This is a genomic window from Microtetraspora sp. AC03309 (assembly GCF_020826795.1).
In the GTDB taxonomy this organism is placed as follows: domain Bacteria; phylum Actinomycetota; class Actinomycetes; order Streptosporangiales; family Streptosporangiaceae; genus Microtetraspora; species Microtetraspora glauca.
The window spans coordinates 72,755-84,199 of the sequence record NZ_JADDIL010000007.1; the positions used below are offsets into that span (position 1 = coordinate 72,755).

Annotated in this window: 6 protein-coding genes; 2 read left to right on the top strand and 4 right to left on the bottom strand. The window is 72.3% G+C overall.

Annotated features, from left to right (window positions below):
• The first annotated feature begins 148 nt into the window (after positions 1-148).
• Both IMZ11_RS05780 and IMZ11_RS05785 read left to right on the top strand, forming a co-directional pair.
• Positions 149-1,309, top strand: a complete 1,161-nt coding sequence (locus IMZ11_RS05780; protein ID WP_228638206.1) for an ROK family protein — start codon at positions 149-151, stop codon at positions 1,307-1,309.
• A gap of 203 nt (positions 1,310-1,512) precedes the next feature.
• Positions 1,513-2,157 carry a M15 family metallopeptidase gene (locus tag IMZ11_RS05785; protein ID WP_228638208.1) on the top strand — a complete coding sequence of 215 codons (645 nt, stop codon included), beginning with the start codon at positions 1,513-1,515 and terminating at the stop codon, positions 2,155-2,157.
• On the opposite strand, the gene IMZ11_RS05790 is transcribed toward IMZ11_RS05785, so the two are convergent.
• The 4 genes from IMZ11_RS05790 to IMZ11_RS05805 are packed head-to-tail and all read right to left on the bottom strand — an operon-like array spanning position 2,136 to position 11,258.
• Entirely contained in the window at positions 2,136-4,040 is a 1,905-nt protein-coding gene (locus tag IMZ11_RS05790; protein ID WP_228638210.1) for a N,N-dimethylformamidase beta subunit family domain-containing protein, read from the bottom strand. The two genes, IMZ11_RS05785 and IMZ11_RS05790, sit on opposite strands and share 22 nt — an antisense overlap.
• Positions 4,041-4,051: 11 nt before the next feature.
• Positions 4,052-5,386, bottom strand: a complete 1,335-nt coding sequence (locus IMZ11_RS05795; protein WP_228638212.1) for a condensation domain-containing protein — start codon at positions 5,384-5,386, stop codon at positions 4,052-4,054.
• A complete protein-coding gene (locus tag IMZ11_RS05800) occupies positions 5,383-5,658 on the bottom strand; it encodes an acyl carrier protein (protein ID WP_228638214.1) in 276 nt (91 codons plus the stop codon). Before IMZ11_RS05800 ends, IMZ11_RS05795 begins: the two co-directional genes overlap by 4 nt.
• On the bottom strand, positions 5,655-11,258 hold the full coding sequence (locus tag IMZ11_RS05805) for a non-ribosomal peptide synthetase/MFS transporter (RefSeq protein ID WP_228638216.1): 5,604 nt from the start codon (positions 11,256-11,258) through the stop codon (positions 5,655-5,657). The genes IMZ11_RS05800 and IMZ11_RS05805 overlap by 4 nt, the downstream gene beginning before the upstream one ends.
• Between the last annotated feature and the right edge of the window lie 187 nt (positions 11,259-11,445).

Below are 11,445 nucleotides of genomic sequence, written 5' to 3' on the forward strand. Positions count from 1 at the left end.
GGCTTCACGTCGGGGGTGGCGCTCGGTCGGCGCGCGTCCCGTGGCCTGATCGCTTGCCTCCGGGGCGGCTGTCGCTAAACTAACAAGAAACTTTATTAAAAAAAACATGCCGTTAGCGGATCGTGACGAGAGAGAGGAGGCGCGGCCGGTGTCACTACGACCGGGCACCCCCCGGCTGCTGCGCCAGATGAACGACCGGGCCGCGCTCGAACTGCTCGTCGCGCACGGCCCGCTGACCCGTGGCGAGCTGGGGGAACTCACGGGGCTCTCCAGGGTCACCTCCGGCCAGCTCCTGGCGCGGCTGGAGGAGCGCGGGCTGGTGACCACGGCCGGCGAGCGTCCGGGCGGGCGGGGCCCGAACGCCGCGCTCTACGCCGTCGACCCGACCAGCGCGTACGTGGCCGCTCTGGAGGTGTTGCCGGACAGCGTCACCGCCGCCGTGGCCGACATCGCCGGCGAAGTCGTGGCCGAGGTGACCGTCGATCCGACCGAGGCGGCCGACCCGGTGGGGATCGTCCGCAACGCGGTGCTCCGGGCGTGCGCGACGGCGAGTGTCGACATGTCCCGCCTGCGGTCGTTCGTGATCGGGACACGTGGCGTGGTGGACCCCGCGACCGGTGACGTGCGTTACTCGTTCGACCTGCCCGCCTGGCATGTCGGCGTGCTCGCGGGGCTGCGGGCCGGCCTCGGGGAGTCCGTGGTCATAGAGAACGACGTCAACCTCGTCGCCCTCGCCGAGCAGGCGTACGGCGTCGCCAAGGGGGTGGACGACTTCGTCATCCTCTGGACCGGTGTGGGCCAGGGGCTCGGCGTCATGTTGGGCGGGCGGCTGCACCGGGGCATCTCCGGGGGCGCGGGGGAGGTCGGCTGGCTGCCCGTACCGGGCGAACCGCTGCCGACGGACGTCACCGCGCCCCAGTCCGGCTCGTTCCAGCGCCTGGTCGGAACGGACGCGCTGGCCGGTGTCGCGGCCGGGCACGGCCTCGCCGCCGCGCCCGCCGTCGATCTCGTCCGTACGGCGGTCGCCACCGGCAACTCCGGTTTCCTGGAGGAGCTGGCCGGACGGCTCGCCGTGGGCGTGGCGGCGGTGGCGGTGGTGCTCGATCCCGGACTCGTCGTCCTGAGCGGCGACATCGGGCGGGCCGGAGGATGGGAGCTCGCGCGCCGGGTGGAGGAGGCGGTGGCCCGGGTCTGCCCGAGCCGTCCCAAGGTCGCGGTCAGCCAGGTCGAGGGCAATCCCGTACTGCGCGGTGCGCTGGTGGCGGCACTGGACCAAGCGAGAGAGCAGGTCTTCTCGTCCACGATCTGATCCGGAAGCCGGCGGGTCGGCGGGGGGATCGCGTGGATCCGATCCGGAAGCCGGTCGGCGGCAGGGGCGGGGAACGTGCGGCTCCGGTCGTCGTCAGCCGGGCGGCGGACAGGCCGGGCGGGACGGGGACATCGCGGGGCCGCCTGAGGGACTTCGGTGACGGGTCAGTCCGGGCGCTCCCAGCGAGCGGGTAGTTTTTGACCATGTCTGACATCGTCCTCATCTCCGATCCCCGCGTGACCTCCCTCCCCGTCGCGGAGTGCGGAGAGCCGCTCAGCGACGTCCGCGGCCGGCTCCGCGTGGACGGGCGGCTCGCCGACGACGCCGGGGCCTACGCCCACCTGCGGGAAGGCGTGCTGGCCCGGCTGGAGGACGCCCAGGCGCTGCTTCCGGCGGGGTGTCACATCGTGGTCGTGGAGGGGTACCGCCCGCTCGCGTTGCAGCGGAAGTACTTCGAGGACTACAAGGACGAGCTTCGGGCGACATTTCCCGAAATGTCGCCCGAGGAACTGCACAGCGCCGCCAGCCGGTACGTCTCGCCGATCGAGGTCGCGCCCCACACCGCCGGAGCGGCCGTCGATCTCACGCTGTGCGACGACGACGGCGTCGAGTTCGACATGGGCACCGCGGTGAACGACAACCCGGAGGAGAGCGACGGCGCGTGCTACACCGACGCGCCCGACATCAGCGCGGACGCCCGGCAGAACCGCAAGATCCTCTCGACCGCGCTCGAGACCGCCGGGCTGGTCAACTATCCCACCGAGTGGTGGCACTGGTCCTACGGCGACCGCTACTGGGCCATGACGACGGGCGCCGAGGCGGCCGTCTACGGGCCGGTCGACTTCTGAGCGATCCGCCACCTCAACTCCCGGCCGGTTCCGGCCGACACGAACCGGCCCGCGTGGACGGTGAGCACCGTGGCCCCGAACGCCTCGCCGAGGTCGGACCAGGGCGCCGGTCCGGCCACCGGCAGCCGGGTCCGGACGCGCTGGTCCGCCCCGAGGGAGTAGAGGCGGCCGTTGCTCCCGCTCAGGCAGACCGCGCCGCCCGAGTCACCGGCGTCCCGCCAGACCGGCGCGGTCGCGGCGGCCGCGGCGAGCTCGCCGAAGGACGCCGTCCACAGACGGCCGGCCGACGTGGCGGCGAAGAACGCGCCGTCACTCACCGCCAGCGCGACCGTGTCCCTCGGCGCCGGTCCCACGTCGATCCAGTCCACCGGATCCGGGGTCGCCTCGCGGTAGCGGAGCACGCCGCCGGAGGTCACGCCGTACAGGCCGGTGCCGAGACCGGCGGCGGCCTCACGGGGTGCGTCGAGGCAGCGCACCCCGCCCGCGGAACCGATCGGCAGCCAGCGCAGGTTCTGCCCGCACAGCTCGCGGGTCAGGAGCGTGCCGTCGGCGCTCACCGCGTACAGCGCCGAGCGCCAGGCGGCGAGCGCGTGGATGTCGCCGGCCGGGCCGATGACCTCCCAGCCCGGACGGGAGGGCCGGGAGAGCCGGTCGAGGACGTTCCGCGTGATCCGGTCGACGACCGGGTCGTGCAGGGTGTTGCCCCAGTTGACCGTCGCCGCGTTGAAGACCGTGCCGCGGCCGAGGGAGAAGACGCCCATGGTGGCCCAGCCGCCCTGCCCGCAGGAGTCCCAGTGCCGCAGGTCGGCCGTCGCGAGCACGACGAACGACGGCGGGGTGCCATCCCGGCAGGTGGCCCGGGGCACGCCCATGATCTCGGTGAACTCGGCCGCGTCGGTCTCGTAGCCGAGCGCTCCCTGGCCGAACTTGTCGCCGTCGGTCAGCCCGGTGCCCTCGAAGACCCAGTGCCCGGCGAACCTCGCGGTGTACGACTCCTCCCGCATCAACGGCATGAAGGTGCCCCACGTACCGGCACCGTTGCGGAAACTCACGCCGGTCAGGGAGTTCTCCGGACGGGAGACCGGCGCGCTCGACCACTCGACGGTCGTCAGGCGCGGGTCCTCGACGGGATCGGTCACCGGGTCGCGATGGCAGACCATGGTCCGGCCCTCCATCCGGATCTGCCACCAGCAGGTGTTTCCGGAGAAGAAGGCGATGTTCCCGCCGCGCCGGGCGAACTCCTCGCAGGCGTCGCGCATCCCGGCCGTCCAGTACTCGTCGTGCCCGTTGACCACCAGCAGCCGGTAGCCGGACAGCAGATCGAGGTCGAGGTCCAGGCCGGAGCAGTACTCGACGGCGTAACCGGCCGGGCCGAACCACCGGAGCATGCCGTCCTCCCAGCGCTCCGGGGGCGGCCCGCCGCCTGGCCGGTCGAACGACACGCGTGCGGCGCGGTCCGGCTGCTCGGTCCAGTACACGCTCTCCCCGGGAACGCCCGCCCGGTTGTACGCCTGCCACGTGGCGAACGGGATCGACACGAGGATCGGTGACGTGGCCCCCGGCACGGCCTGCCGTACGACGAAGTAGACCTCGTCGTCCGGGGAGGCTCCCGAACCGGGAAGGTCGCCGGAGGCGCGGGACACGGGCACATCGGGCTCGGGAGGGCCGGCGACGAACCGGGCCCGGTAGAGCGAGCTGGGCCAGTCGGGCGGCACCTCCAGCCGCCAGGACGGCCCGCGTACGGAGGCCGCCAGCATGAGCCGGTCGCCGGTCGCGTCGTGGACGGCGACGCCGATCTCGCCCGGGCCGTCCAGGCGGAACTCCAGTGCCTCCCCCTGCGCGCACGAGGTGGCGGTGGCGTAGGCGCGCACGCTTCCGGACATCGCGGGCGCGGTCAACGTAGGGCCGCCTCGACGAGGAGCCTCTCCAGGCCGAGCAGGTAGCGCTCGATGTCCGCCTTCGAGAGCCAGCGGGTGTCGGCCGTGACCGAGACCCGCGTCGCGTCGTCCACGTGGACACAGAACCGGCAGTTGAGCTCGTCCTGGCTCAGCGGCCAGGTCAGGGATGTCTCCGACGGCGCTCTGCGGATGAGCTCGTCGTCGTGGTCGGTCGCCCGCTCGGTGAAGCGCATGTCATTGAAACAGCAGTACGGGTGGATCGGGACGCCGCGCTCCCGGCTCGTCTCCGCGACGATCCGTTCCCGGTCGCCCGGATCGTGGTAGCCGCTCCGATAGGCCCGCAGCACTGCCGCGCGGGCAGCGGCGAGCAGGTCGGCGAACCCGGCCCCGGGCCGCGTGCGCACCGGGCCGCCCGATGAGCCGCCCGATGAGCCGCCGGTCCCGAGGACGAACAGCCCCTCCTGCGACAGGGTGGTCACCGCGGTCCGGGTGTCCCGGCCGAATCGGTTGCTCACGATCGGCAGGACGGCGACGGTCTCATGACCGGTCACCTCGGCGACGAGCGCGCTCACCGCCGTGAGCAGCACGGTCGAGGTGCTGGTGCCGTGCCGTACGGCCAGGCGCTGGGCGGCCAGGTCGATCGCCGGGGAGGAGAGAGCGGCCCGCCGGACGGGGGGCCGCTCGGCGGCGCCGGTCGGCAGGTCGAACATCGTGGCAGGGATCCGGCGGTACTCGCGTTCCCAGTGGGTGGCCGCGGCCGCCGCCTGTCTCCTGCCGGCCGCGGACTCCTGCCATCGGGCCAGGTCGAGCGGCTGCGGCGGCGGATCGCCGGGCAACCCGCCGCGCAGGAGGAACAGCCGCAGGTCACGGACCACCTGCTCCGCGCCGAGCCCGTCCGCGGCCATGTGGCAGAAGACGAGCACCACGTGGGTGACCTCGTCCTCGTGGAAGGGGCCGCCGCCGGTCACGAGCCCGACCCGCAGCGGCCACTCGTCCGCGTAGTCGAAGGCGGTCGCGGACAGCTCCGCGAGGACGAGGTCGGGGTCCGCGCCCGCCGCGATCCGGACGGGGAGCACGCCCCGGTCGCGGAGGTCCTGGCACGCTCCCGGGCCGACGAGCGTGCGGAGCGCCTCGTGCCGCTCGACCAGCAGCCCGATCCCGCGCGACACGTACGCGACCGACGCGGGCCGCGCGCCCCTCGGCACGTCCAGCACCCGGCCGAAGTTGAAGTAGCGGTCGTCGGGCGCCGTCCGCCGGATGGCGTCCCAGATCGCCCGTTGTCCCCAGGTCAGCGGGGCCCTGCCGGAGCGCGTGCCCGCGAAGGAGATCATCGCGCCGCCGACACCCACGCGGCCAGCCCGTCGACGCTGTCGAGGAACGCGACGTCTCCGCCGAGGTCGATCTCCACGCCGTATTCCCGTTCGAGCGCGTCGATCAGGCGCATCTGGGCCAGGGAGGTGACACCGAGGTAGGGCAGCGGGACGGTCGCCTCCAGGGCCTCGGCCGTGGTGATCTCGCCGTCGCACGATTCCGATACCAGCTCCGCCAGTCGTTCCTTCAGCATTCGGTCCCTTTCCGCGCCGGGGTCCCCGGTGCTTCTCATGCCGGCTTCCGAGATCGCCGTTCGAGTCCGACGAGATCGTCGGGGGTGGCGTCCGGGACCTCGTCGTCGAAGCGGGCCAGGACGCGGACGCGGAGCGAGCCGAGCACGACGGCCGCGATGAACCCGCCGAACACCACGTACATCGTGCCGATGTCGCCGAGCAGCCGGGTGCCCAGCGGGGCGATCACGCCGACCCCGAGCGGGATCGTCGACCAGGCGACCATCTGGTTGAGCGCGAACACCCGGCCGTGGAACCGCTGCGGCACCTTCACCTGGATGATCGTCGTGTAGATGCCGTTGACCAGGGCCAGCCCGTACGACACCCCGAAGGCGCCCACGCCGATCAGGACCAGCGAGGTGTCGAGCCCCACGACCAGGCAGGACGCGGCGATGAGCGACGTGGCGAGCAGCATCCCGCGCATCCGCCCGCGTGCGGGACCGCCCCACACGGCCATCGTCAGGCCGCCGGCCACCGCGCCCGCGCCCGCGACGAGCGCGATCGCACCCGCGTCGGCCAGGGTGCCGAAGGACAGCACCAGCGGCGAGTACATCATGAAGACCGGCGACAGGCCGAGCGACAGCAGCGCGAAGAAGATCACCATGGCGCGGAAGTTCCGGTCGCCCATCGACAGCCGGAACCCCTCCGCGATCTCCCGGCCGACGGCCTCCCTCCGGCGGTGCGCCATCGTCGCGGGGAAGGCCACGAGCGCCAGGACGAGCAGCGTGAACACGTGTCCGACCACGTCGAGTACGAGGATGCCCTGGAGCCCCGCCGCCGACAGGAGGCCCACGGCGGCCAGCGGCGCGATGAACTGCGCGACGCCCAGGGTCGTCTGCGCGACGCCGTTCGCGTGCCCGAGGTAGCGCTTCGGCACGAGTTGCGGCACGGCCGAGGTGAACGCCAGCCGTTGGAAGGTCAGCGCGACGGACAGCGCGGTCAGCAGGCCGTACAGCGGCCAGGTGCCGAGGTGGCCGGCCCACAGGAGCAGCGCGGCCGTCGACTGGATCGCCAGCGCGGCCGCGTTGCCCGTGATCATCACCGTGCGGCGGTTCGACCGGTCCACGATCGCGCCCGCGAGGGGGGCCGCCAGGATGCCCGGGATCACGGCCAGGATCTGGAGCACCGCGTACTGCGTCATGGATCCGGTCCTGAGGTACATCCACACCGGGATCGCGAACTCGGTCAGCGTGGAGCCGATCAGGCAGGCCATCTGGCCCAGGGCGACCGTCAGGAATCGGCGTACCGTCGGCTCGGGTCCCGCCATGTGGCCGGGTCCTGTCGTACGGCCGGGTCCTGTCGTGCGGCCGGGTCCTGTCGTGCGATCCGGTTCCCCCGTCTGACCGGGGTCCGCCGCGTGATCCGGTGCCGGCGGCTGACCGGGGTCCGCCGTCTGGGCGGCACCGCCGAGGACGGCCGGGAGCCGCCGATGGGTGCCGGTGACGACGGCCGCCAACTCGTTCGCTCGATATTTCAGGAAATAGTGGCCGCCTTCCTCCAGGACGACCAGAGCGGTCGTGCCGGTCAGGAACCCCCACTCCCGATAGCGCTCCTCGTAGTAGTCGGTGGCCGGGTCGTACTCGCCGACGACCGAGATGATCGGCGCGGACAGCCGGTCGGCGCCCTCCTCGATCAGCCGGGTGAAATACTCCTCGGCCTCCCGGGCGTCGTGCCGCATGTTGCGGATGACGAACGCCTTCTGGTCGTCGTCCAACTCCGACAGATCGGCCCCGAGCGCGGTCAGCCAGTTGAGCTCCGCCCGGTCGCTGCGCAGCCGCTCCAGCCGGGTGAGCGCGGCCCACCGGCCCATCAGCCCCTTCACCGGACGGGCGAAGGGGAACACGCCGCCCATGTAGACGGCCTCCACCGCCCTTCCCCTGGCCTCCAGCCGCCGGGCGATCTCGACGGTCAGCGCGCCTCCGACTCCGCAGTGGCCGTACAGCACCAGCGGGCCGGTCACCTTCTCCGCGATCTCCTCGACGCACCGCTCCGCGACCTCCTCAAGCGGGCGCGGCTCCTCGGCCAGCCCGAGATCGTGTCCCGGGACGGCGACCGAGAACAGGGTCCACGTCTCCTCAAGCGCGTCGGCCAGCGGCTGGTAGACGACCGCGCTTCCCCCGCCGTACGGCACGCAGACCAGGGTGGACGTCACCTGCCCCGAACGCGGCGCGGTCAGCTCGTACAGCAGGCCGCGCGGGCCGGCGCCGCTCCTCGCCAGTTCGGCCAGCTCCCTGACCGTGGTCCGCTGGAAGAGGTCCATGAGGCCGATCGGATGGCCGCCGGGCGGCAACTCGCGGCGCAGACGGGCCACCACGCGGGTGGCCAGCAGCGAGTGACCGCCGAGGTCGAAGAAGTCGTCCAGCACGCCCACCTGGCGCAGGCCGAGCACATCGCACCACGCCGCGGCGATGATCGCCTCGACCTCGTCCGCCGGCGGCTCGAAGGGCACCTCCTGGTCCGGACGGTCGCCCTCCGGGTCGGGCAGCGCTGCCCGGTCGACCTTGCCGTGTCCCTTCAACGGCAGTTCGTCCAGCCAGACATAGCGGGTCGGCACCATATAGTCGGGCAGCCGGGTGCCGAGGTCCCGGCGCAGCTCAGCGACGCCGGGCCGACCCGCCCCGGTGGCCGCGTTGTCGGCCGCGTTGTCGGCTGCGTTGTCGGCCGCGTTGTCGGCCACGTCGCCGGCCACGTCGCCGGCCACCAGGTACGCGACCAGCTCGCCCCCTCGCGCGTCGGTCACGGCGTGGGCGACGCCCGGACACAGCCGCAGGGCCTCGTCCACCTCGCCGAGCTCGACCCGGTATCCGCGGATCTTGACCTGGAGGTCGCGGCGGCCGAGGAACTCGAGGGTGCCGTCCGGCAGCCATCGGGCCAGGTCGCCGGTCCGATAGATCCGGCCGTGTCGTTCGGACTCGACGAACGCGGCGGCGGTGAGGTCGGGCCTGCCGAGGTATCCGCGGGCCAGCCGGTCGCCGCCGACGCACAGTTCGCCCGGCACGCCGACCGGCACCGGCCGCAGGTGCGCGTCGAGGACGAGGATCCGTGCGTGGCCGAGCGGCCGCCCGATCGGCGTGATCGGCCCCGTGGGTTCGACGTCTGCTCCGACCTGGTAGGTGGTGACGCCGATGGTCGCCTCGGTGGGGCCGTAGTGGTTGACCACCTGGCAGGCGCCGAGTGCGGCCAGCCCGCGCGCCCATTCCCAGCTCGACCCCTCACCGCCCAGGATCAGCAGCCGCCTCGGGAGGAGCGCACGCACGTCCACGTCCGCCGCCAGCGCGCCGAGGTGCGAGGGCGTCATCTTGAGGTAGTCGATCCCCGGCATGGACGCCGCCAGCTCGGGCGCGGAGACGCGCGAGGGCAGCAGGTGGAGCGTGCCCCCGGTCATCAGCGACAGGTAGAACACGGTCATGCCGAAGTCGAACGTGAGCGACTGGAGCAGGGCGAAGCTCCGGCCCTCGGCGACGCCGAACCTCTCGTGCACGTCCGCCAGGTAGTTCATGACCTGCCTGTGCTGTACGGACACGCCCTTGGGCCGCCCGGTCGATCCGGACGTGTAGATGACGTAGGCGAGGTCGTCGGGCGACGGAGGCGGCCACGGGACGGCGGCGTCGGCACCCCTGTCGTCCGTGCCTCCTTCCTCCATGCCTCCTTCCTCCGTGCCCGCCTGCCCTGTGCCCACCTGCCCTGTGCCCGCACGCGGGATGCCCGGGATGCCCGGGGCGCCCGGGTCGATCACCGGTCCCGCGAAGTTCGGCCCCGGCGGAACGGCTGTTCCGCCCTCCGGGGAGCCATGGGAGCCCGGAGCGCCCCGGGCGCCGTCACCACCGGTCCTGGCGATCAGTACGGCCGCGCCTTCGAGCATGTGCCGCAGCCGCTCCCCGGGCTGTTCCGGATCGAGCGGCACGTACGCCCCGCCCGCCTTCAGCACGCCGAGGATGGCCACCGCCTGGTCGATCGACTGTTCCAGGCAGATGCCCACGGGAACGTCGGGCCCGACGCCGAGATCCCTGAGCCGCGCCGCCAGCCCTCCGGCGCGCGCGTCCAGCTCGGCGTAGGTCAACGCGGCGTCGCCGTACCGCACGGCCACGGTTCCGGGGGAGCGGCGAGCCGTGGCGGCGACCATCTCGGGAAGCGTCGGTGCGGGTGGTTCGGGAACGGTCGGGCACGCGCTCCAACCGGCGATGACCTTCCGTTCGTCGGGCGCGATCAGCTCCAGTTCGGAGATCCGCGTGTCCGGGTCGGTGACGACGGACCACAGGAGGGTCTCGAAGTTCGCGGCGAACCGTTCGACGGTCTCCCTGTGGAAGAGGTCGGCGCTGTAGACGAAGAACGCCTTGAGGACGTCCCCGGACGGGAGGATCTCCAGCGACAGGTCGAACTTCGCCTGCCGGAACCCCGGGTCGTACCGCTCGGCGGTGACCCCGGCGAGGACGGGGCCGTCGTTCGCCTCGCTACGCAGGCTGAACTGCGTCTGGAAGACCGGAGTCCGGCTCAGGTCGCGTTCGACGCCGAGCTCGGTGACCAGCCGGTCGAACGGCGTGCCCTGGTGGACCAGTGCCTCCACCACGGTCGAGCGGGTACGGCGGAGCACCTCCCTGAAGGAGGGATCGCCGGACAGGTCGGTCCTGATGGCGAGCGTGTTGAGGAAGAAGCCGATCAGGTGCTCGGTGTCCTCGTCGTCCCTGGCGGCCACCGGGGAGCCCACGCAGAAATCGATCTGACCCGAGTAGCGGGACAGCTCTGTCTGGAAGGCGGCGAGCAGCAGCATGAACAGCGTGACCCGCTGGGCCCGTGCCAGCCGCGTGAGCCGGTCCGTCAGGGCGGCCGGCAGCGCGCGTGTGACGCAGCCGCCCCGCGAACTCCTCGTCCGGGGGCGCGGCCGGTCGGTGGGCAGGGCGAGGACGGGCACCCCGGCCAGCCGTTCCTTCCAGTGGTCCAGCGAGCGGTCATGCTCCTGGGCGTGGTCCCGGGCACGCTGGCGGATCGCGTGATCGGCGTACCGCATGGGCAGGTCGGGGACGCGGGGCGGCGTGCCGTTCAGGAAGGCCTCGTAATGGGCCGCCAGCTCGCGGAACAGCACTCCGAGTGACCAGCCGTCGCCCGCGATGTGGTGCAGGACGACGACCAGGATGTGCTCGGTGCGGGGTCCGCCCTGCTCGTTCGCCGTGCTGTCGGCGGTGTTGTCGGCGGCATGGTCTTCGGCATGGTCTTCGATGTTGCCGTCGGCGCCGTCGCCTCCGGTGAGCGTGATCAGACGGGCCCGGATCACCGGGCCGCGGGCGAGGTCGAACGGCCGGTTGGTCAGCTCGGCGACCAGTTCGGCGGCCCGGTCCTCGCGTGACGTGGTGACGCGTTCGAGCACGGGGACGGCGTCGTCGATCACCTGCACGGGCCTGCCGTCCACGGAGGGGTAGCGGGTCCGCAGCACCGCGTGCCGCCGTACGACCGCGCCGAGGGCGCGCTCCAGCGCGACGGCGTCGAGTGGTCCGCGAAGCCGCTCGGTGACGCAGATGTTGTAGGAGGCGTCGTCCGGGTTCAGCTCGTGCAGGAACCACAGCCGTTCCTGGCCGAGGGACAGCGGAATGTCAGAGATGGCAAGCATCCAGGCGTACGCCTCCCATAGATCGGATGACTGCAGCCCTAAATGGCCGGAGGAAGGTGCCGGCGAGCAATAATAGGAAAGTTTCTTTGCAGTTATCGTGTGGGGTCAAGTCTGGCACGCGGCGGCCGGGGCCACAACCCTTGTTGCTCATGGAAAGTCCGACGAGATAGGGCGTTGAATAGGCGCT

Bases quoted from the DNA above. Each gene is read 5' to 3' on its own strand.
- IMZ11_RS05785 (WP_228638208.1), top strand. From the start codon at position 1,513: ATGTCTGACATCGTCCTCATCTCCGATCCCCGCGTGACCTCCCTCCCC.
- IMZ11_RS05790 (WP_228638210.1), bottom strand. From the start codon at position 4,040: ATGTCCGGAAGCGTGCGCGCCTACGCCACCGCCACCTCGTGCGCGCAG.
- IMZ11_RS05795 (WP_228638212.1), bottom strand. From the start codon at position 5,386: ATGATCTCCTTCGCGGGCACGCGCTCCGGCAGGGCCCCGCTGACCTGG.
- IMZ11_RS05800 (WP_228638214.1), bottom strand. From the start codon at position 5,658: ATGAGAAGCACCGGGGACCCCGGCGCGGAAAGGGACCGAATGCTGAAG.
- IMZ11_RS05805 (WP_228638216.1), bottom strand. From the start codon at position 11,258: ATGCTTGCCATCTCTGACATTCCGCTGTCCCTCGGCCAGGAACGGCTG.